Raw genomic sequence first — 22,031 nt, 5'->3', positions numbered from 1 at the left:
CTGCTTACACTCAAAATTAATTAAAGTTTAACGTGAAAAGATTCTCAGCGATACCACAAATCAGTATTTTTGATAAATTATAAATTAGAGAATGTCACTACATTTCAATCCGAGAGATATCACCTGGCTGGCCTTTAACGAAAGGGTTTTGCAGGAAGCAATGGACGAAAAGGTCCCTTTACATTTAAGAATTCGTTTTTTAGGCATTTTTTCCAATAACCTCGACGAGTTTTTCCGGGTACGGGTCGCAGGATTAAAGCGTGCCATGGATTTTAAAGAGAAAGTTATTGCAGAATCTTTCTATCAGCCGCCTTCAAAGATCCTTCAGAAGATCAATGAGATTGTGATGAGGCAGCAGCAGAATTTCGATAAAACCTGGAAAAAGATCCAGGCTGAAATGGCGGAACAGCATATCTTTATTAAAACTTCAAAAAATCTGACTGTCAAACAGAAAGAATTTGTAAGGAAATATTTTGATGAAGTAGTGGAATCCAATGTGATCCCGATCCTTCTTCACGAAAATACGCCGATGCCTTATATGCGGGACAAAAGCCTCTATTTGGGAGTGGCAATGAGCAAAAAAGACTGGCGGTATTCCAGCAATTATGCGATCATTGAAATCCCGTCCCGATTCGTGGGAAGGTTTGTTCTGCTCCCTACCGAAACTCCGGAAGAAAAGAACGTGATGCTGCTGGAAGATGTAATCGCCTTCAACTTACCGCATATTTTCTCTTATTTCGGGTATGATGAATTTTCAGCCAATGCTTTTAAAGTAACCAAAGATGCGGAGCTGGAACTGGATAATGATATTAAAACAAACTTTGCAGAAAAGATTGAGAAAGGCTTAAAAAACAGAAGAAAAGGAAAGCCGACGCGCTTCGTCTTCGATAAGGATATGGATAAGGCATTGCTTGAAATGCTGATCCGTAAATTAAATCTAACAAAGAAAGACAGCATCATCCCGGGCGGCAAGATTCACAACTTCAAACATTTTATGGATTTTCCCGATGTATTTGAAAAATACGAGCGTCCGGTCGAAAGAACGTCTTTTACCCATCCGGATTTTGAACACGGCGAAAGGGTTACTGATGTCATTCTGAAACATGATGTCCTTCTCACTTTCCCTTACCACAAATACAATCCCGTGATCGATCTTTTGCGGGAAGCTGCAATGGACCCCGATGTAAAATCGATCCAGATCACAGCGTACCGTCTGGCAAGCAACTCAAAAATCATCAACGCCCTGATCTATGCGGCAAGAAACGGCAAGGAAGTAACCGTAATGCTGGAACTCCAGGCCAGGTTCGATGAAGAATCCAATCTCGAATGGAAAGAGATGCTGGAACCGGAAGGCATCAGGGTCCTGATCGGACTTCCGGGAAAAAAGGTACATGCCAAATTATGTGTCATCAAGAAAAGGTCTCACAACAAGACCATCCAGTACGGTTTTGTGAGCACCGGAAACTTTAATGAAAAAACGGCAAGGATTTATGGCGATCACCTGCTGATGACGGCAGATCGCGGCGTTATGGCCGATATCAACAAGGTATTCAACGTACTGAAAAAGCCGAAAGAAGATTACCTGCCTGTCCTGAAGACCTGTAAGAACCTGTTGGTATGCCCGCAGTTTATGCGTGAAAATATCGTTCACCACATCGATAAGGAAATTGAAGAGGCCAAAGCCGGAAGACGAGCCGAAATGATCATCAAAGCCAATTCAGTAAGCGACCGGGCCCTGATTGAAAAACTATATGAAGCCGCAGCCGCTGGAGTGATCATCAACATGATCGTGAGAGGAATTTACTGTGCTGTAAACCAGAAAGAATTTAAGGAAAAAATAAAAGGCATCAGTATTGTGGATGAATACCTCGAACATGCAAGGGTGATGTATTTCTACAACAAAGGCGCCGAAGATATGTACATCTCCTCCGCGGACTGGATGACGAGAAACCTGGATTACCGGATAGAAGCGGCCGCTAAAATAACCGATAAGAATCTCAAGAAGGAACTAAAAGATATTCTGGACATTCAGTTGAAAGATAATGTAAAAGCCCGTATTTTAGACAAAAAATTGAGTAATGAGTATATCGATAATCATAAAGAAAAATGCCGTTCTCAGATTGAAACGTATCGATATTTAAAAGCTAAAACTACCAAATAATGAAGATTGCAGCGATAGATATAGGAAGTAATGCCGCCAGACTATTAATCAATGACGTAAAGATTAATAACAAAAAACCGGAATTCGTTAAGCTTAACCTGCTGAGGATTCCTTTAAGGCTGGGAATGGATGTCTTCACACTTGGAAAAATCGGAGAAGAACGGGAAAAAATGGTGATCGATTCCATGAAAATATTCAGCGACCTGATGAAAATCTATAACGTGGAACATTACCGGGCCTGTGCAACCAGTGCCATGCGGGATGCCGCCAACGGCCAGGAGATTATTGATGAGGTGAAAAGAACTTCGGGAATCAATATCGAGATTATTTCCGGGGATGAAGAAGCAGGACTGGTTTTTGAAAACCACATAGCAGAAGGGCTGGATAATGAATTCGCTTACCTGTACATCGATGTGGGCGGCGGCTCCACCGAGCTTACCTTCTATGAAAACGGAAAGATGATCTATGAAAAATCATTCAATATCGGCACCATCCGTTTGCTGAATAACCTGGTAACTCCCGATAACTGGAAAGACATGAAAGAGGAGATCCGGAAAAACATCAACAGCAAAAAGCCTATTGTGGCCATTGGTTCGGGGGGAAACATCAACAAAGTGTTTTCTATGAGCAAAACCAAAGACGGTAAACCGATGTCTATTACTCATCTTAAAAAAGTGTATAAGGAATTCGACGACCTTACCGTTGATGAAAGAATGACCAAATACAACCTTCGCGAAGACCGGGCCGATGTACTGGTACATGCATTAAAAGTATTCAACAATGTGATGTCGTGGTCGGAGATCAACCGGATTTTTGTGCCGAAAATTTCTGTAGCAGATGGTCTGATCCATAATATTTACAGCAAACTTCAGGATAAGAAGTGATTGTTAGTCATAAATTTTAAAACCGTTCGATTTATTTCGGGCGGTTTTTCTTTTGCTTGAACCTGAAATAGTGAATGGTGAATAGGTGAATGGTCAATTTCTTAGAGCCAATTGTCAATAATGGATAGTCAATAGTCAATTAAAGGCAAATTTCACATATTACTTTAGTGATAGTTTCTGCTCCCATGTTTGTCATCCCGCAGGGATCTCACCATAGTATTAGAGATACGCAAGAAAGATCCGCGTTTGGATTCCTATGGAAATCGAAGATTAGACGGAGCCAATGACAAACTGTGTATCTATATTTTACTGAATTTCTCTTCTCATTTGATATTTGTACTTCATTCATTATTGACTATTCACCATTCACCTTCATTCCCGTTTCAAAAAATTTGTATAATTTTTGATACCACACGGTAAAGTAAAAGTGTTGTCCGAAACATCTGTCATATTAATAACAATAAGAAATGAACTCAATTAAAATAATTCTTACAGGAGCAACGGGGATGGTCGGAGAAGGCGTTTTAATGGAATGCCTGGAGAACCCGAATGTTTCCGAAATTTTAAGTGTCAGTCGGAAACCTTCCGGAAAAAGGCATGCCAAACTGAAAGAATATATTGTTTCCGACTTCCTGAAAATCGACCCGAATGATGAAAATTTCAGAGACTATCATGCTGTTTTTTTCTGTGCAGGCATAAGCAGCGTAGGGATGAGCGAGGAAGAATATACAAGAATTACGTATCACACCACCCTCCATTTTGCTAAAGCGGTACTCAGCCGGAACCCGGATATGGTTTTCAACTACGTTTCCGGAGCCTATACTGATAAAACCGAGAGCGGAAAAATGATGTGGGCACGCGTAAAAGGGAGAACAGAAAATACACTCAGAAAGCTTGGATTCAGGGCTGTTTATAATTTCAGGCCAGGATTTATGAAACCCGTAGAAGGCCAGGAAAACGTAAAATGGTTTTTTAAACCATTTATTTGGATTTTTCCTCTTGTATTCCCTTCAAAATCATTAACTTTACGGGAATTGGGTATTGCCATGATCAATACGGTGCTGAAAGGATACCCCACATCAACATTAGAAATTAAGGACATTAAAAATTTAGCAATATGAAAGAAATGTTAAAACGGATTTTTTTGGTTGCTTTTATTTTATTGGTCCTGACTGCTATTTCAGGTTTTTTTTACATGCAGAAGCATCCGCTGGAAGGAAATACTAAATTAACAGGAAAAAATCTACATTTTTCAGGTCAGGTTTCCAAATAGAATAAAATACATACGATTATATAGACATGGTTATGAATAATAACGATGTGTAGATTCAATGCATTTATACAAATGCTATTCTTTTGATATTTCCTTTATTATCTTTTTATTAATCATTTATTAAAATTTGCTTAAAATAATTGCAAACCAGAAACTTCATTTTTGCATAAATTAAAGTAAGTAAAAAATGATTAACAACTATCTGTTGAAAGGCTCTGTTGTGGCCGCATTCTTCCTTCAGGGAGCGGTTTTCGGACAGACGACCCTTATCCATTACTGGAATTTTAATAATAATGCTTCTGCTGCTGCCATTACAACCCCTACCGCTACCCTTATAGGCGGATCGATGACTGCAGTAGCAAACGGAACTACGGATATTGATTTTGCCGGAGGAACAGGCCAGAATTTCAGCGTTCAGAATTTAAATGCAAGAAACGGAGATGCTTCCGGGACGCATTTGAGATATAACAACCCGATCAGCGGAAGCCTGCAGTTCAATTTACCCACCACGGGATACAACAATGTCGTAGTGAAATTTACGACCAGAAGATCAGGCTCGGGAGCAGGAACCCAGACCTGGAAGTATTCTACGGATGGGACTACCTTTACAACTTACCAGACTGTTTCTCCGCTCGACGCAGATCCGCAGCTGGTAGCCTTTGATTTTTCAGCCGTTCCAGGCGTATCCAACAATCCGAATTTCAAATTAAAAGTTGAATTCGCAGCGGGAAGTGGCGGAACCGTAGGAAACAATCGCTTCGATAATTTTACGGTAGATGCTACGCCGGCTGCCGCAGCGGACACAACTCCGCCAACCGTTACCTATCTTCCTGCAAACAACACAAATAATGCTTCAACGACTGTAAACCCCACGATTTCGTTCAATGAAAACGTAAGATTGACAGACAACTCGGCCATCAACGATTCTAATGCACAAATGCTTGTGGATTTCCGCCTTGGAAATGCATCAGGTTCCCAGGTTCCTTTTACAACAACTTTCGCCAACAATAAAATCACGGTTATCCCTACTTCCGGTATGGTCCCGAATCAGGCTTACTACCTGGCTCTGAAACCGAATATGGTGGAAGATACCAGTGATAATGCGGTAACGGCAGTTACTTCTACCACTTTTACAACGGCAGGAACTTCCGTTTCGTTGGATAAAAACTTTATTAAAGTTAATGAAAACGCAGGAACTTTAGCTTTCAAGATCAATGTGGCGAATCCATCCAATTCTACAGTAAACCTGGTGGTAAAACCTGCTCCTTTCAGTACGGCAGGCAGCGGAGATTTTACGCTGGCCAATCAAACCATCAGTCTTACACCTTCCACCTCAAGCTATACGGTAAATATCCCGATCATTGATGATACAATGGAGGAACAGCAGTCGGAATATTTCGTCGTAAGCCTTGAAAACCCGACAGGTGCTACCATTTCCGGAGACAGCAATGCTACGGTTTACATTATTGATAACGACAAGCCTGCTCCGGTTCCTTCCCAGCAGATCTTCCTGAATTACATCGGCAGCTTCGATCCTTCGGGAACGAACACCAGCTCTACGGAAATTGTCGTCCATGATCCTGCCACACAAAGACTGTTCACCATCAGCTCGGTTACAGATGTTTTTGACATCATCAATTTCAGCAATCCGAATCAGCCGTCAGTTGTAAATACCATCAATATGGCTCCTTACGGTGGAATTACCAGTATCGCCGTAAAGAACGGGATTATTGCCGCCGCCTCTCCGAACATCAACCCTCAGCAGAACGGATCGGTAGTCTTCTTCGACATCAACGGAAACTTCCTGAAGCAGGTAACGGTAGGTGCTTTGCCGGATATGATTGCTTTTTCACCGGACGGAACCAAAGTAATGACCGCAAACGAAGGGGAACCGAACGACGCTTATACCGTAGATCCGGAAGGAACCATCAGCATCATCGATATTTCGGGAGGCATTGCCAATCTTGCACAAAGTAATGTAACCACACTTAATTTCAATGCGTTCGATTCACAGGTAGCTACCCTTACAGCAACCGGTTTAAGGAAAGTAAGAACCAACAACACACTTTCTCAGGATCTGGAGCCTGAATACATCACGATCAGTGCAGACAGCCAGAAAGCATGGGTAACATTACAGGAAAACAATGCCGTTGCCGAAGTAAATTTAGCTTCAAAAACCATCGCCGGGATCTGGGGCCTGGGAAAAAAAGACATGAGCATCCCGGGGAACGGGTTTGATGCTTCGGACAATAACGGAGAAATATTAATAGCCAACTGGCCGGTAAAAGCCTATTATACACCGGATGCCGTGCAGAATTATAAAATAGGAAACACCAATTACATCGTAACGGCGAACGAAGGAGACGAAAAAGACCTGTCCGGCTTCAGCGAAAGAACGACGGTAGGTGCAAGTACCTATACTTTGGATCCTGCTGTATTTCCTCAGGCATCGGTATTGAAGGCATCTTATAACCTGGGAAGGTTCAGGGTATCCAACGCGACCGGAAACACGGATGGCGACGCAGATTTTGAAGAAATGGCAGCACTGGGCGCACGTTCGTTCTCCATTTTCAATGCCGATACGCGACAGATCGTTTATGACAGCGGAGACCGCTTCGAGAGATATATCGCCGCCAATCATCCTTTGATCTTCAATGCCGATAACGAATCAAATACCGTAAAAAGCAGAAGCCGCGCGAAAGGTCCGGAGCCGGAAGGTATTGCTTTAGGAAACATTAACGGGCAGACTTACGCTTTCATCACTTTGGAAAGAACGGGAGGCGTAATGGTATACAACATCACCGATCCCAATAATCCTACGTTTACGGATTATAAACATTCCCGCATGACTTCAGCTTATGGCGGGGATAACGGCCCTGAAGGCATTACCTATATTGCACCGTCCAACACCACCACCGGAAAAGGATATGTGATCGTAGCCAATGAAATAAGCGGTACTTTGTCAATGTACGAAGTAGCAGGTGCCAATACATTAGCCACCGGTGAAGTGAAAACTGAAAAACCGACCTTCAATATGTTCCCGAACCCGGTTGCTAAAGGAAACACCCTGTATTTCAACAGAGCACAGGATTATGAACTGTACGATATGTCCGGAAAACTATTGAGTAAAGAAAAAAATGCATTAATCATTGATACTTCCAACCTTTCTACCGGTGTTTACCTGGTGAAAACTTCCGGAGGTCAAGTGAAAAGACTTATTGTAAAGTAGAATATATTATTTAGTTGATTGAGTGAGTCCCGGTTTCCCGGGGCTTTTTTTATTACTCGGAATTTGATTATTTTTACTCTAAAAAACACCATGAAAGAACAGCTGAAAGAAATCATCCGTCAGGTTTACCATAAAGAAAAGCGGAATCTTTTTACTTTTTTAACCGGTGCCGGAATTTCATCCGACAGCGGGATCCCCACCTATCGCGGAACCGACGGTATCTGGGTGAAAGGGACGCAGTTTCACAAGCCTGAGGAATTCGGGACCCTGAAATATTTCAAACAGCATCCAGAAGAGGTCTGGCAGTATGCTTTATTCAGAAAAAAAATGTTTGAAACGGCCATGCCGAATCACAGCCATCTTGAACTGGCGGAAATCGAAAAGATGCTGAAAAACCGTTTTCACCTCATCACCCAGAATATCGATAACCTTCACCGACGTGCCGGCAATACAAGGCTGTACGAAATTCATGGAAACAACCGGGAAATCAAATGCTCCAACGGCTGCAAAGGAATTAGCCTTTTCCCGCAGGAAATTAAAGGAAAAGATATTGATGAAGATCTTACCCGCAATGATATTGCATTGCTCACCTGCCCGGACTGCGGACATTGGATGCGGCCGAATATCCTTTGGTTTGATGAATATTATGACGAAAAAACGAATAAAAAGTTCAGTGCTTTAAAGGTTGCCAAAAACAGCGGTATCCTTTTTATCATCGGGACTTCAGGCGCAACCAACCTACCGCTAGCAATCGCCGAGACAGCTCTGAAATACGCGGCCTGTATTGTCGACGTCAATACCGAAGATAATAATTTTACGGAACTGATTAAAAATAAAAAGAATAAGCTGATTATCCGGGAAAAATCTACGGAGGTATTAGCCGGGGTAAAAGAAATTATTAAAGATTTAAACAGATAAAATCTTTGCCTTTTCATTGGGAGACCTGAATATCAAATGATATTGCTTCACAGAAAAATACCCGATAAATACCGGGTTATCTTTAATGCATATCATCATAGATCCTTATCAGATCCACAATATTTTTTACCTGAAGTTTTTCGAAGATCTTTTTTTTATAGGTACTGATGGTCGACATTTTAAGATTCAGGCTGTTGGAAATTTCGATATTCCCGTTTCCTTCCGCCAAAAGTTTAAAGATCTGCAATTCTCTTTTGGAAAGCCTTTCTACGGAATGGCTGTCTGCCGACTGAGTTACCAGCTTTTTCATTATGTCTGTCGTGTAGTAATATCCTTCTTCAAATACAGAATTGATGGCCGTAAGAAATTCCGTTTCCGAGGCGCCTTTATTGAGATAGCCGGCTGCTCCTTCTCCGATATACTGTATGCCTACATTTTCATCATAGGTTGAAAAGATCAGGATTTTAAGGTGCTTTTGCTTTTTTTTCAGGTCTTTGATCATAGCCTTGAAAATACTCTGCGGTATATCAATATCAATAATAAGAAGATCATATGCTTTCCTGGAAACTTTATCTTTTGTTTCCGTATAGGTTTCTGCAAAATCGATATCGCAGGGATACTGAAGCTTGGTTTCAAGCACGAGCGCCGTGCCTGTTCTTACAACATAATGACCGTCAGCAATTAGTATATTTTTCATAGTCTAGTTTTGATAAGATATTAGATATTCTCTACAAATGATATCCCGGCTATGTAGGAAATCTTTTTCTGAATTTATTTACAATTTCATAACAAGTAGCAGACCAAATACCATATCTCTTACCACAATTTTGCCTGCTCAAAGGGATTTGCCGGAATTTTTACGGCAATACATCTACCGGAATTTCAGAATACCCCTGATTTTATTGTAGCCCAATCCAACCGAAATTGTAAACATTAAAAGATTAAAACGAAAAAAGAAGATCTCGGAATCCTTTTGTATAAAGCAATGTAAATAAATTCTTAGCAAAAATAATACATAAAACATTTATGACAGGATAGAATTATTACTATGAAATTTTCATAATTTATCCTCCTGTTTCTTAAAAAAATTAAAAATAAAGATAAAAAATCTATTTTTTATATAAATTATAGTTATTATTTAAAACTATGCTCAGAATGGTTTTTAGACAAGACTGGTTAATTTTCTAAATTCCTTATCATTTACATTTGGTACGAACTAAAAAAGACAGACCCACAGGATCTGTCTTTAAAAAAAATATTTTTTTAGATTTTACTCTACACTTACCACTCTTTCGATTTCCGGCGCATGCTGCTTGATGGTATTTTCAACACCTAATTTCAGGGTTGAAAAATTCAGCGAGCATCCTGAACAGTTCCCAAGGAGCTTCACATACACAAGGCTGTCCTTTACATCGATAAGTTCGATATCTCCTCCGTCTTTATTGAGAAACGGCCTGATACTTTCCAGGGCTTCCATTACTCTCGTTACGGTATCTTCATGTGCTATATTTGTTGCCATATTTTTCAGTTCATTTCGGTTTTCAGATGTAGGAACATATTATTTTGCCTTCGGCGAGCATCCCGCCATAGTGGTAATTTTCACGGCTTCCGTCGGAGGAAGATTCTTATTTCTTTCCACCAGGCTTTCTACCATTTTACGGGCAGTTTCGGTGTAGATCTCCGCAATTTTGGAATGTTCCTGTAATGCAGCCGGCCTTCCGACATCTCCTGCTTCACGGATACTCTGGATCAACGGAATTTCTCCCAATACAGGAATCCCGAGGTCATCTGCAAGGTACTGCGCACCCTGTTGTCCGAAGATATAATATTTATTGTCCGGTAATTCTTCCGGTGTAAAATACGCCATATTTTCGATTAATCCAAGTACCGGAATATTGATGCTTTCCATCTGGAACATGGCGATCCCTTTTCTTACGTCGGCAAGGGCCACATGCTGAGGCGTACTTACGATCACCGCTCCTGTTACCGGTACCTCCTGGATGATGGATAAGTGAATGTCTCCCGTTCCCGGAGGAAGGTCAATCAGCAGAAAGTCCAGTTCCCCCCATGCGGCATCACGGATCATCTGGTTCAGTGCTTTGGAAGCCATGGGACCTCTCCATACCACCGCCTGGTTGGCTCCTGAGAAATACCCTATCGAAAGCATTTTAACACCATAATTTTCTATCGGTTTCATCAGGCTTTTTCCATTTACCTCAACAGAGATCGGCTTCTCCCCTTCGGTATCGAACATCGTAGGTACAGATGGTCCGTAAATATCGGCATCTAATAATCCTACTTTAAAGCCCATTTTTGCTAAAGTCACCGCCATATTGGCAGAAACCGTAGACTTTCCAACCCCTCCTTTTCCGGAAGCGATGGCAATGACATTCTGAATCCCGGGAATCTGCTTCCCTTTGATCTGACTTTGCTGAATTTCGCTTGGTTCCGGAGAAACGATCTTTAATTTAAGATTCACCTCTTCCCCAAATTCACTGGCAAATGCCTGCTTCATGGCAGCCTCCAGTTTTTTCTTTTCGTGCATGGCCGGAGAATGTGCCATCATATCTATATATACATCAGCGCCCATGATCTGCAGGTTGTTCACCAGATCATCAACTTCTATTTCCTTAAGGAAATCCTGAACCTTTTCTTTCGTCAACATAAACTAAATAAATTGTTTACAAATTTACGTAATTTTTAACTATTTAGAATAAGTAAAAGGACTGATAGATATTTTCTTTTGTGAAAGCAAATTTTATAGTACTTTAGGGGAATTTTAATTTTTACTTATGAAAAGATTATTCATTGTTTTTCTTGGGATCATCGCTCATAATCTGTTTTCGCAGCGTTATTCACAATATGTGAACCCGTTTATCGGAACGGGCGGGCATGGACATACTTTTCCGGGAGCCATCGTGCCTTTCGGGATGGTGCAGCTTTCCCCGGATACAAGGATCGACGGGAGCTGGGACGGCTGTAGCGGTTACCATTATTCCGATTCCGTGATCTATGGATTTTCGCATACCCACCTCAACGGAACAGGCGTTTCGGATTACGGCGATATCATGCTGATGCCGACAATGGGAAAGCCGGGACTCACTCCGAAAGAATATTCATCCTCATTTTCACATAAAAACGAAAAAGCTTCTGCTGGATTTTATTCCGTAAAACTGGATAAGCATAATATTGATGTCCGTTTAACCACGACTAAGAGAGTCGGTTATCATGAATATACCTTCAACAATGCCGGAGATGCCCATATTATTTTAGACCTGAACCACAGGGATAAACTGCTGGAAGGTGAAGTGAGGGTTATAGACAGCAAAACCATCGAAGTTTTCAGACGGAGTGAAGCCTGGGCCACCAATCAATACATCTACGCCAGAATTGAGTTTTCAAAACCTATGAAAATTTCTAACAAAGTGGTGAACGGAAAAGTTGAGAGTAATCTTTTCACGGGCACCAAATTGGCACTTGCGTTTTCTTCCAAAGTAAGAAAAGGAGAAAAAATAGCGATAAAAGTGTCCATTTCACCAACAGGTTATGAAGGGGCCGGGAAAAATATGCTGGCAGAAGGAACATCAAATGATTTTGAAACGGTAAGAAAACAGGCTATAGCCGAATGGGACAAAGAACTGTCTAAAATAGAAGTAAAATCTTCCGATAAAGATAAACTGACCGTTTTTTACACGGCAATGTACCACGTGTTCACCCAGCCGAACATCAATATGGATATAGACGGAAAATACAGAGGCCGCGACAATAAATTTTATATGGCCAAAGGGTTCGATTATTATTCGGTATTCTCGCTTTGGGACACTTTCAGAGGGGCGCATCCTTTAATGACTTTGATTGACCACAAAAGAACCTCGGATTTCATTAATACGTTTATCAAACAATACGAACAGGGCGGAAAGCTGCCGGTGTGGGAACTCGCTTCCAACGAAACGGAATGTATGATCGGGTACCATGCGGTTTCCGTCATTGCCGATGCGATGGCCAAAGGAATCACCGGATTTGATTATGAAAAGGCATTTGAAGCCTCCAAACATTCAGCCATGTTGGATATTTTCGGATTGAATGCTTACAAACAGAACAATTTCATCAGCATTGATGATGAGCATGAAAGCGTTTCCAAAACCGTGGAATACGCCTACGACGACTGGTGCATTGCCCAGATGGCTAAAATTTTAGGCAAAAAAGAAGACTATCAGTATTTCATGAAACGCTCCCAGAACTGGAAAAACCTTTACAATCCGAAGAACGGATTTATGCAGCCGAGGAAGAACGGAAACTGGTACGAACCTTTCGAGCCGAGAGAAGTGAACAACAATTATACGGAAGGGAATTCATGGCACTATTCCTACTCTGTTCAGCAGGATATTCCGGGACTGATCGCCGCCCATGGAGGGAAAGAAAAATTCGAGCAGTTTATCGATGCTATTTTTGCCGCTCCTGATAAGACCACCGGCCGGGAGCAGGTAGACATCACGGGACTGATCGGCCAGTACGCGCAGGGAAACGAGCCGAGCCATCATATTGCCTACCTTTACAACTATGTAGGCAAGCCGGAAAAAACGGATGCCAAAATAAAATTCATCCTGGACAATTATTATAAAAACGCACCGGACGGACTGATCGGAAACGAAGACTGCGGCCAGATGAGCGCTTGGTATATTCTCAGCACCATGGGAATTTATGCCGTAACGCCGGGATTGCCTGAATGGCAGACCACCAAACCATATTTTGATGAAATTAAAATTCACCTGGAAGACGGAACGACCAGAACCATTACCAAAAATACGGGAAGAGAAGAACTGAAAAAGTTAGGTTTTGAAAATGCAAAATCGTTCAGGGATTTTAAATATGACGAACTGACGGCCTCTCCTGTAATTGCTGCAGCCAGAATTTTCGATCTGAATACGAAAGTGGAAATCACCGCACTGAATCCGGATGATAAAATTTATTACATGACCCTTGACGAAGGCGATGCCAACGTAAGAAAGACATTTACGGCATATAAAGGTCCGTTTACGATCATGAAAACCACCCAGGTTTCGGCGTATGCGGAGAGAAACGGTGAGAAAAGCTCGGTGGTGACGGCTGCTTTCAACAGAAGACCGAATAACTGGGACATTACGGTGAATTCTACTCCTACTCCACAGTATACAGCCAGCGGAAAACTGTCTTTAATCGACGGTATCAACGGGGATGCCAACTGGAGAAAAGGCGAATGGCTCGGCTATCAGGGCCAGATTTTTGAAGCGGTGATCGATATGAAATCGCCTCAGCAGATTACCCATTTATCATCCACTTACCTGCAGGACAGCCGGGCATGGATTTTAATGCCTAAAAAAGTGGAATATTACGTTTCCAACAACGGAAAGGATTTCATCCTGCTGAAAACCATAGACAATACTTTGGATCCGAAAGATGAAACCCCTCAGGTAAAAGATTTCTCCACCGATGTTTTGCCGACGCAGGCCCGTTACGTAAAAGTGAAGGCTTACCATTTCGGCAAGCTTCCGGAATGGCACCAGGGAGCAGGCGGCGATGCTTACATTTTTATTGATGAGATTTCTGTGAAATAATTGTTGATTATGAAAAAATTATTCTCGTTGTTATTTTTGACGCTTTGTATAATAACCATCTCTGCATGCAGATGCAAAACAGATCCTTTGGCAGAGAACTATCTGGCTGCAGATGTTGCAGGAATTATCCGGATTGTGAAAGTATATGGTGAAAATACGGATCAAAGAACTTATAAAGCAGATATTAAATTTGAAAAAATCTATAAAGGTAAAGCGTTTAAAATACTCAATGTGCGCGGCCTTATCGGCAATTCCTATTCGGGGGCATGTGAGATCGATGTAAAACCAGGTGAAACGTATCTTATTTTATTGAATAAATACAATGGTGAATATTCTATTTCTTCCTGTTCCCCAAAATACAGGTTTGATATGAAGAAGGAAAAGGCGACCGCAATATCTTTAGGAAAGACCTTTGCTTATCTCGATAAAAACAAATTTAAATTTATAGGATTTGAGTTTACAACATGCTTTGATGAATTACAGAAAGGTGACAGGTCCGATCTTTCTGCAATTAAAAACTTTTCGCCGAAAAATCCTTTTGCCATTTATAAGGTAAAAATAAATGATCTTTCAAAGATCGAAGAACTTACTCCGCTGGCAACTTTCGGGGATAAGGATCAGGAGGTGGAAAATATTCTGAGGAGGAATATGATAATCGAGTCTCCCATGTTTGTAGATAAAGAACCGGGAAAAGAATTCCTGATACTGCTTTTACATATGCCGGATAATATCAAAACCAAATACGGAGAAGTAATCAACGCCGAATGGTAAAAAAGTAAACCTCTTTCTACGGGAAGAGGTTCATTTTTACTCCACAGTTCAACTGGATTCGAAAATTCCATATTGAAAAATTCTATAAGACTTATTCTTTCCAAGGTAATTAAGTACTTCAGAGAGAAGTCCTGCTATTTCAGGGTTCTTATATTTATATTGAATGATACATCAGGATTTAACCGATGCTGTTGATCGCTACCTTTAAGACTTTATATAATTCTGCATTAATTTGCAATCACTATCTTTTCCGCCCAGTTCAGCCCGTCCGGCAATTCCCTGTCGGAAAATTCGATGTGGATGACCCTTCTTCTTTTTCCGTTGGTGGTGCGGTTGGAGCCATGCAGGATCAAAGGTTTCATGATCATGATTCCGCCGCTTTCGACAGGGCAGATTGCTTCGGTCTCGGTAGTCCAGTCGATGGTCTCCGGGCGGTAAATGCCTTTGGTTTGGGATCCGGGAATTACTTTCAGGGCACCGTTATTTTCATCCGTATCATCAAGATGGATCCGGATCGTGTATATGTTTTCCAGGTCCTCCAAAGGCGGCTGAACGGCAAACTGATTCTGCTTGGTCGTCCATGGCCCGAATCCTTCCAGCGGTTTTTTCTGATCTACCGAAATCGTGAGGTCCTGATGATAAGCTACGTACCAGTTGGAGGTTTCGGGCTTATCGAAATAAATACTTTTCACCACAAAATACCGATCCCCGAAAATCTCCCTGATCATGGTTTTCATCTTTTCATTAAAGATCAGATCCTGCACTCCGGGAACTTCCTTTAAAAACTGCCTGATGGCAAAAAGGTCTTCCGATTTCCTGAAGGTTTCTTTCGATGTGTCAATATTTTGAATGACCTCACTTATCTTTTCAATTTCTTCCTCTGAAAAAATAGAGTTGACTATCGTAAAACCGTTTTCTTTTATTGAATCTCTACGATTTTGTAAATTCATTTTTATAGTTTTATTCCAGAAAATATTTTTAAAGGCAAAGATGCAAAGATTTCTTTTAACAACTGGGAATATTCAGCCGGGGATTTTATAGCCCTGATCGAACGGCATGTCTGAGCTCTTTTTGTGTATTTCTGCGGCGGCTTTGCCGCCGCAGAAATACACAAAAAAGCGAGTAGTGAGAGCAGGAAACAGCTCCTAAAAACAAATGGCCAATAATGAAATATAAAAATTCACTATTGACCATCTACCTGCATGAGCAGCAGTTTATTTTTTAAAGGTTTCCGCCATGGTTATCCAGCTGTCCTTCCCATTTGGAAACTGCTGAAGTGGCCAGGGCATTCCCCAAAACATTCGTCATACTTCTTCCCATATCGCAGAAATGGTCGATCGGCAGGATCAGGGCAATCCCTTCCGGCGGAATTCCGAACATCGAGCAGGTGGCCACGATAATCACCAGGGAAGCTCTCGGTACGCCGGCGATTCCTTTGGACGTCAGCATCAATACAAGAAGCATGGTGATCTGCTGCCCGATGGTCATTTCGATTCCGTAAATCTGGGCGATGAAGATCGAAGCGAAGGTCATGTACATCATGCTTCCATCCAGGTTAAAAGAGTAACCCAGCGGTAAAATAAAGGACACGACCCGATTGTTACAACCGAATCTTTCAAGCTCTTCCACCAGTTTCGGGAAAACAGCCTCGGAACTTGTGGTGGAAAAAGCAATCAGCAGAGGTTCTTTAATCCTTCTCAGCAATTCAAAAAGACGGTTTCCTAAAATCAGATAGCCGACTAACAGAAGTGCCAACCAGAGAATGCCCAGGGCAAAGAAAAAGTCTCTTAAGTAAATCGCATAGACTTTAAATATCTCGAAACCGTTAGTGGCGACTACTGCGGCAATAGCACCCAGAACACCCAGCGGTGCAAACCACATGATATAGCCTACCATTTTCAGGATTCCATGGGCAATAATATCGAACAACTTGATCACCGGCTGTGAATATTCTTCTCCCATATTCGCCAGTGCAACCCCGAACATGATGGAAAAAACAACGATCTGCAGGACTTCGTTGGTGGCAAATGCTTCAAAAAGGCTTTTGGGAATGATGTGCTTTACGAAATCTTCCATCGAAAATCCTTTGCTGGTTTTCAGCAATTCTTCGGCGGAAGCGGCATCCTGGATCGGGAGTTTGGTGACATGGCCGGGTTCCAGCCAGTTTACAAGCATCAGCCCGATAAAAAGCGAAACCAGCGAAGCGGAAATAAACCACAACATCGCTTTGGTCCCTACTCTTCCAATCATTTTAATATCGCTCATCTTGGCAATTCCCACCACCAGCGTAGTGAAAACCAGCGGAGCGATGATCATCTGCACCAGACGGATAAAAACCGTTCCCAACAGTTTGATGTTTTTGGAAAAAGATTCTGCGCTTTCAGGATAACTTACATGCACCAGTCCGCCAATGGCTACGCCCAGGATCAGCGCAACAACAATGGCGATAAACAATTTATTTTGTCCTTTCATATCAATAATTCAAGTTTGGCAAATATAATATTTTTACATTTGGTTTCTATTTACTCTTCACACTATCTTTCTTCTCAAAGGTATCATATAGCCACAATCTTACTTCACCTTCCAATGACTTCGGTTTTTCATTGGGGTTAAAAGGTTTTATTCCTCCATGATCTGTCACCTCCTGAAAATAGTTTCTATTTCTGAAAATCCTTTCCCGGTTTTTATTGGCTACCAGGATGAAAAAAGTAATGATACCCAATATCAGAATGATAACCAGAACTGTATTTTTATAAGTAAATTCAAAATCATTCCCAGGCCCCCTCCTTTTTAAGTATAAATAATTAATGATTAAAACAACGGATATCCATAGGAATATATAAAAGGGCGGAATGACCGTATCGTCATAACCGTTCAGCTCCAATACTCCTTTTACCGTAAATGAAAGCAGGACCATCATCAGAGAGATGATCAGAGACGTTTTATAGAGCAGCTTCCGCGTATTGTCTTTTTTATTTATCTTCATTAGTAGCCCGTAAACCGAGAAAGCCAGATCATCATATATCTTCATCGTAATCCTGAATATCCGACAAAAATGAATGTTTTTTTCTTTGAAACACGATAAACATTTCCAAAATAGTGATTTTCTTCTCACCGTTCACGAGATGGTTCTGTTATGCAATAAATTACTTACCGGATTGATCCGACACCTATTTTTCCTTTAAACATTGATTCTGTATAATATTGAATAAAAATTTTATATAAAAAATTATTGAACTTTACATTTTGGTACACATTTTACTGTTATATTTAACTGTATTAACATTAAAAATATACAACTATGAAAAAATCAATCGCTATGGCTGCTTTGGCTATCGCTGTCTCTTTCGGGTCTGTTTCCTGCAAGAAAAAAGTTTCTGATGCCGATCTTCAGACTCAGGCTACAACTGTAGTGGTGTCTAACCCGAATGCTTCCGTAGAAGTAAAAGACGGAGTGGCACACTTAAGCGGAACTTTCGAAACACAACAAGCTAAAGACGCCATGATCAAACAACTGAAAGCCATCAACGGAGTGAAAGAAGTAATGGATATGGCTACCGTAGCAGCGGCTGCTCCTGCTATTGACACCCAATCTGCCGTTGCGCCTGAGGTACAGCAGAAAGTAAAGGATGCCGTGAAAGATATTCCCGGAGTAAAAGTAGAAGTGGTAAACGGAGAGCTTACCCTTACCGGAAACGTTTCTTCTTCTGATGCCAGAAAAATAAAAGAATCGGTAGATGCTTTAAAATTAGGAAAAGTAAATTATAACTATACCGTAACAAAATAATCAGTCATGAGTACATTACAGGATAAATATTCAAATGTGGTTTCTGCGGCTCAGTCTGCAGGAATCTCCAATCTTCAGGTTCAGGAACAGGACGGGATCCTTTATGTTTCCGGAAGTGCTTCCAATACCGCTGCAAAAGATGCAGTATGGAATGCTTTAGGAGCAATTGATTCCACTTATTCCGCTTCAGACATCAATATCGATGTACAGGTATCCGGTCTTTCGGCAGGAACATCTCTTACCGTGGCAACGGATGAATCCAACTTAAACATCAGACAGGAGCCTTCTACGGAAGCAGCTATCGTAGGAAAAGCCACAAAAGGTTCTTCGGTAACCCTTGTCGAGCAGACTTCTGACGACTGGTGGAAAGTGAAAACCGACGACGGACAGGAAGGCTATGCTTATTCAAGATATTTGAGAGCTTAATCCCAATCTGATATGACGACAAAAAACATCTCTTTTTTTAAGAGGTGTTTTTATTTTTTAGGGAAACTTAACAGTTAAAGGAAATCTGAAGTGTAAACATTAACGCTATTTAACGCGGAACGACTTTGCTCCGGCCAATTTTTCATATAATTTTGCGGCTCTAATAATCATTAACTCCAATGAGAAAACTATTATTGCTGCTGGTTGTATTGCTGAATATTCTAATGCTCGATGCTCAGAAACTAAACATCAACGGAAAAGTTTTAAACTTTGAAAAGAAACCCGTAGAAAATGCCACCATCTACCTTCTGAAACAGAAAGATTCTTCCATCATCAACTACACATCATCCAATAGGGAAGGAAACTTTTCCCTGAAAACGGATGAAGTCTATGAACCTAGCATCCTGAAAGTAGATGCGGAAAAACTAATTTCTTATTCCAGGAATTTTGAAAATATCGGGGAATCCGTTTCCTTGGGAAATATCGAACTTGAAAGAAATTCGGTGTCCAATATTCAGGAAGTGAAGCTTACAGCCTCACCGGTTAAAGTAAAAAAAGACACCATCGAATTCAATGCTTCTTCGATTAAGGTACGTCCAGACAGTAAAATCGAGGAACTGCTGAAGCAGATTCCGGGCGTGCAGATGGACAATGACGGCAAAATTACCATCAATGGAAAAGAAGTCGACCAGATTACCATCAACGGAAAGCCATTTTTTGATAAAAACGGGAAAATCGCCTTGCAGAACCTGCCTGCCGACATCATTAAAAACATCCAGTTTACGACGACTAAAACCAAAGAAGAGGAACTGAGCGGGAAATCCTCGAAATCCAATAATGCCACCATCAATTTCAACATCGACGAAAAGAAAAACAAGGGCCTGATTTCAAGGCTTACCTTGGGCTACGGCTCTGATAAGCGGTATGAAGGCAGCGGGTTGATCAGCTATTTTAAAAACGATACCAAAATAAGTCTCCTGGCAGCTTCCAATAACATCAATTCCCAGGGATTTTCGAGTGATGAGGTTTTTGACAGTATGGGTCGCGGGAGAAATTCCTGGCTGATGCAGGGCGGTTCTGTAGTTACCAGCGGAGGCTCTACCTATTACGTGTCTGGCGGAAACAATACCAAAGGCATCCAGAAATCCACCACCATTGGATTTAATTACAGTGATAAATTCGGAAAGGACATCGACCTGGATAATGTAAGCCTGATCCACATCAACAATAACCTGGAGACGAGATCGAAAGTTTCAAGGACAACCCTGCTTCCCGACTATACTTTGAAAACCAATTCCGAAAGCAATGGCGGCAATGATTCCAGACAGTATAATTTTGATGTTTCTGCGAGAATCCGCCTGGATTCTTTAACGAGTATTTATTTTTCACCGTCGTTTTCACGAAACGAAATTCAAAATTTCAGTACTGCCAATTCCAGCACATTCCGTGATAATGACCTGCTGAATACGAGCAGCAGTTACTCGAAAACCGATTCTGAAAACAATGCATTCAACCCTAACATTTATTTCTCTAAAAAATTCAGGAAAAAAGGAAGGGAAATGCATGCAAATATGAGCAGCAGCATTAATGAAAACAAAGAAAACCAGCTAAACCGATCGGAAAATATCTTTTATCTGGGTACCCAGCCGAATGACAACAGAAACCAGTTTTCATTGAAGAAAAACCAGAACAGCAATTACCGCTTCAGTACAGGATATTCCGAGCCGATCACCGATTCTGTTACTATCGGCCTGAACCTTAATTACAATACCACGAATATGAGGAACATGAGGGATGTAAATGATTTTAACGCATCTTCCCTGCAGTATTCAAGCTATAATTATGGCCTGTCAAACCGGATGAATCAGAAGATCGATGAAATATCCCCTGAACTGTCCTTCGAGATCAACAAAAAGAAAATCAATGGCTGGGGTTCTGTAAAGGCAGAATTTTCCAATATGAATGTGAGTTCCCGATTTAACAACCAGGATTACGGCCTGCAGAAAAATTTCATCCTGCCAAGCTATAATTTGGGAATGAATTACGAATTTTCCCAGAACAAAAGATTAAGCCTGTATAACTTCTCCGACTTTACCATTCCGACAGCGGAGCAGCTTACTCCCTATCTGGATATAATAAATCCATTGGCAGCTTATCAGGGAAATCCGAATCTGAAAAATACATGGACCCATTCGACATACCTGTATTTCAATAATTTCAACATGGTAAAGAACATCAACTATTACCTGAATGCCGGATTTACCTACAAAAACAATGACATCATCAATTATTCCTCATTCGATGAGAGCGGAAGGCAGCTTGTAACGTATACCAACATAAGCGGTAACAAGCACTTCAACTTCGGGGCAAGTTTCAGCAAGACTTTCAAGTGGAAAGAAAACAAGCTGACCATCAACCCAAGATTCAATTCGATGTATGGATTCAGCAAAGGATTCATCAACGGAAAGGAATTTACCAGCAGCTACTATAGCATTAATCCGGGGCTGAACTTTACCTATGAAATTAAAGACAAGCTTACGGTAAAACCCTCTTACACATTAGGGTATAATTTTTCAAAATATAAAAACTACAGCATCGACGAAGTGAACACCAGCAACCAGATCCTGAAACTGGAGCTTACCAACTACCTCTTCAAAAGCAGACTGATTTTAGGAAATGACCTGGAATACAATACCAACACCAACATCGCTCCCGGCTTCAAAAGAGACTTTTACTTCTGGAATACCAGCGTGGGCTATTCTTTCTTCAACAAACAGCTAACGGCAAAAGTGAAGGTCTATGATGTACTGAACCAGAACCAAAGTGTAAAGAGGACCATTTCCAACACCTTTTTTGAGGACCGCGACGACCTGATCCTGAAACGCTATGTGATGTTCTCCTTAACGATGAAGCTTAATAAATTTGCACGCAACAAAACACAAACCCCATAGATTTAAAATTATTTTAAATTGCCAACATCCCTTCCGA

The 22,031-nt window shown here is 41.2% G+C and carries 16 protein-coding genes; 10 read left to right on the top strand and 6 right to left on the bottom strand.

Translation table 11 applies throughout. From position 1 onward, the window contains the following. Positions 1–91 precede the first annotated feature (91 nt). From ppk1 to ACED20_RS15845, 5 genes are all read left to right on the top strand, one after another. Complete coding sequence (ppk1, locus tag ACED20_RS15865; RefSeq protein WP_345766343.1) at positions 92–2,161, top strand: polyphosphate kinase 1; 2,070 nt, start codon at positions 92–94, stop codon at positions 2,159–2,161. Continuing rightward, entirely contained in the window at positions 2,161–3,045 is an 885-nt protein-coding gene (locus ACED20_RS15860) for an exopolyphosphatase (protein ID WP_294200491.1), read from the top strand. Before ppk1 ends, ACED20_RS15860 begins: the two co-directional genes overlap by 1 nt. Positions 3,046–3,512: 467 nt before the next feature. Then, positions 3,513–4,166 carry an NAD-dependent epimerase/dehydratase family protein gene (locus ACED20_RS15855; RefSeq protein WP_378105664.1) on the top strand — a complete coding sequence of 218 codons (654 nt, stop codon included), beginning with the start codon at positions 3,513–3,515 and terminating at the stop codon, positions 4,164–4,166. 339 nt (positions 4,167–4,505) lie between these two features. Next, positions 4,506–7,547: a choice-of-anchor I family protein gene (locus ACED20_RS15850; RefSeq protein WP_378105661.1), complete on the top strand. Its 3,042-nt coding sequence runs from the start codon at positions 4,506–4,508 to the stop codon at positions 7,545–7,547. A 90-nt stretch (positions 7,548–7,637) separates the two neighbouring features. Then, positions 7,638–8,465 (top strand): Sir2 family NAD-dependent protein deacetylase, encoded by an 828-nt coding sequence (locus ACED20_RS15845; protein ID WP_294197706.1) that lies wholly within the window; start codon positions 7,638–7,640, stop codon positions 8,463–8,465. 82 nt (positions 8,466–8,547) lie between these two features. Here ACED20_RS15845 and ACED20_RS15840 read toward each other — a convergent pair whose 3' ends face one another. The 3 genes from ACED20_RS15840 to ACED20_RS15830 form a co-directional block, all read right to left on the bottom strand. After that, the gene (locus ACED20_RS15840) at positions 8,548–9,162 is read right to left on the bottom strand and encodes a response regulator transcription factor (RefSeq protein WP_294197707.1); all 615 of its coding nucleotides are present in this window, start codon (positions 9,160–9,162) and stop codon (positions 8,548–8,550) included. Between the two features lie 573 nt (positions 9,163–9,735). After that, positions 9,736–9,984, bottom strand: a complete 249-nt coding sequence (locus ACED20_RS15835) for a NifU family protein (RefSeq protein WP_294197709.1) — start codon at positions 9,982–9,984, stop codon at positions 9,736–9,738. Positions 9,985–10,023: 39 nt separating this feature from the next. Beyond that, positions 10,024–11,130 carry an Mrp/NBP35 family ATP-binding protein gene (locus tag ACED20_RS15830; RefSeq protein ID WP_294240541.1) on the bottom strand — a complete coding sequence of 369 codons (1,107 nt, stop codon included), beginning with the start codon at positions 11,128–11,130 and terminating at the stop codon, positions 10,024–10,026. A gap of 127 nt (positions 11,131–11,257) precedes the next feature. On the opposite strand from ACED20_RS15830, the gene ACED20_RS15825 reads away from it, so the two are divergent. Continuing rightward, the gene (locus ACED20_RS15825) at positions 11,258–14,059 is read left to right on the top strand and encodes a GH92 family glycosyl hydrolase (RefSeq protein WP_345766349.1); all 2,802 of its coding nucleotides are present in this window, start codon (positions 11,258–11,260) and stop codon (positions 14,057–14,059) included. 9 nt (positions 14,060–14,068) lie between these two features. Next, on the top strand, positions 14,069–14,830 hold the full coding sequence (locus tag ACED20_RS15820; RefSeq protein ID WP_378105657.1) for a hypothetical protein: 762 nt from the start codon (positions 14,069–14,071) through the stop codon (positions 14,828–14,830). A gap of 227 nt (positions 14,831–15,057) precedes the next feature. On the opposite strand, the gene ACED20_RS15815 is transcribed toward ACED20_RS15820, so the two are convergent. From ACED20_RS15815 to ACED20_RS15805, 3 genes are all read right to left on the bottom strand, one after another. Continuing rightward, positions 15,058–15,780: a phytanoyl-CoA dioxygenase family protein gene (locus ACED20_RS15815; protein WP_345766350.1), complete on the bottom strand. Its 723-nt coding sequence runs from the start codon at positions 15,778–15,780 to the stop codon at positions 15,058–15,060. 271 nt (positions 15,781–16,051) lie between these two features. Then, positions 16,052–17,302, bottom strand: coding sequence for a dicarboxylate/amino acid:cation symporter (locus ACED20_RS15810; RefSeq protein WP_294221145.1), 1,251 nt, complete (start codon positions 17,300–17,302; stop codon positions 16,052–16,054). 46 nt (positions 17,303–17,348) lie between these two features. Then, on the bottom strand, positions 17,349–17,861 hold the full coding sequence (locus ACED20_RS15805; protein ID WP_294311764.1) for a hypothetical protein: 513 nt from the start codon (positions 17,859–17,861) through the stop codon (positions 17,349–17,351). Positions 17,862–18,131: 270 nt separating this feature from the next. On the opposite strand from ACED20_RS15805, the gene ACED20_RS15800 reads away from it, so the two are divergent. The 3 genes from ACED20_RS15800 to ACED20_RS15790 all read left to right on the top strand — a co-directional run bounded on the left by ACED20_RS15800 (position 18,132) and on the right by ACED20_RS15790 (position 21,994). Next, positions 18,132–18,617: a BON domain-containing protein gene (locus ACED20_RS15800; protein WP_378105653.1), complete on the top strand. Its 486-nt coding sequence runs from the start codon at positions 18,132–18,134 to the stop codon at positions 18,615–18,617. Positions 18,618–18,623: 6 nt separating this feature from the next. After that, entirely contained in the window at positions 18,624–19,043 is a 420-nt protein-coding gene (locus ACED20_RS15795; RefSeq protein WP_378105651.1) for an SH3 domain-containing protein, read from the top strand. A 179-nt stretch (positions 19,044–19,222) separates the two neighbouring features. After that, on the top strand, positions 19,223–21,994 hold the full coding sequence (locus tag ACED20_RS15790; protein ID WP_378105649.1) for an outer membrane beta-barrel protein: 2,772 nt from the start codon (positions 19,223–19,225) through the stop codon (positions 21,992–21,994). The last annotated feature ends 37 nt before the right edge of the window (positions 21,995–22,031 follow it).

The sequence above is a fragment of the Chryseobacterium sp. sg2396 genome (assembly GCF_042610505.1).
GTDB lineage: Bacteria > Bacteroidota > Bacteroidia > Flavobacteriales > Weeksellaceae > Chryseobacterium.
The sequence above is the reverse complement of the archived record's forward strand: the minus strand, read 5'-3'. Positions and strand labels throughout refer to the sequence as shown.

Bases quoted from the DNA above. Each gene is read 5' to 3' on its own strand.
- ACED20_RS15845 (WP_294197706.1), top strand. From the start codon at position 7,638: ATGAAAGAACAGCTGAAAGAAATCATCCGTCAGGTTTACCATAAAGAA.
- ACED20_RS15860 (WP_294200491.1), top strand. From the start codon at position 2,161: ATGAAGATTGCAGCGATAGATATAGGAAGTAATGCCGCCAGACTATTA.
- ACED20_RS15820 (WP_378105657.1), top strand. From the start codon at position 14,069: ATGAAAAAATTATTCTCGTTGTTATTTTTGACGCTTTGTATAATAACC.
- ACED20_RS15800 (WP_378105653.1), top strand. From the start codon at position 18,132: ATGAAAAAATCAATCGCTATGGCTGCTTTGGCTATCGCTGTCTCTTTC.
- ACED20_RS15840 (WP_294197707.1), bottom strand. From the start codon at position 9,162: ATGAAAAATATACTAATTGCTGACGGTCATTATGTTGTAAGAACAGGC.
- ACED20_RS15810 (WP_294221145.1), bottom strand. From the start codon at position 17,302: ATGAAAGGACAAAATAAATTGTTTATCGCCATTGTTGTTGCGCTGATC.
- ACED20_RS15805 (WP_294311764.1), bottom strand. From the start codon at position 17,861: ATGAAGATATATGATGATCTGGCTTTCTCGGTTTACGGGCTACTAATG.
- ACED20_RS15790 (WP_378105649.1), top strand. From the start codon at position 19,223: ATGAGAAAACTATTATTGCTGCTGGTTGTATTGCTGAATATTCTAATG.
- ppk1 (WP_345766343.1), top strand. From the start codon at position 92: ATGTCACTACATTTCAATCCGAGAGATATCACCTGGCTGGCCTTTAAC.
- ACED20_RS15850 (WP_378105661.1), top strand. From the start codon at position 4,506: ATGATTAACAACTATCTGTTGAAAGGCTCTGTTGTGGCCGCATTCTTC.
- ACED20_RS15835 (WP_294197709.1), bottom strand. From the start codon at position 9,984: ATGGCAACAAATATAGCACATGAAGATACCGTAACGAGAGTAATGGAA.
- ACED20_RS15795 (WP_378105651.1), top strand. From the start codon at position 18,624: ATGAGTACATTACAGGATAAATATTCAAATGTGGTTTCTGCGGCTCAG.
- ACED20_RS15855 (WP_378105664.1), top strand. From the start codon at position 3,513: ATGAACTCAATTAAAATAATTCTTACAGGAGCAACGGGGATGGTCGGA.
- ACED20_RS15815 (WP_345766350.1), bottom strand. From the start codon at position 15,780: ATGAATTTACAAAATCGTAGAGATTCAATAAAAGAAAACGGTTTTACG.
- ACED20_RS15825 (WP_345766349.1), top strand. From the start codon at position 11,258: ATGAAAAGATTATTCATTGTTTTTCTTGGGATCATCGCTCATAATCTG.
- ACED20_RS15830 (WP_294240541.1), bottom strand. From the start codon at position 11,130: ATGTTGACGAAAGAAAAGGTTCAGGATTTCCTTAAGGAAATAGAAGTT.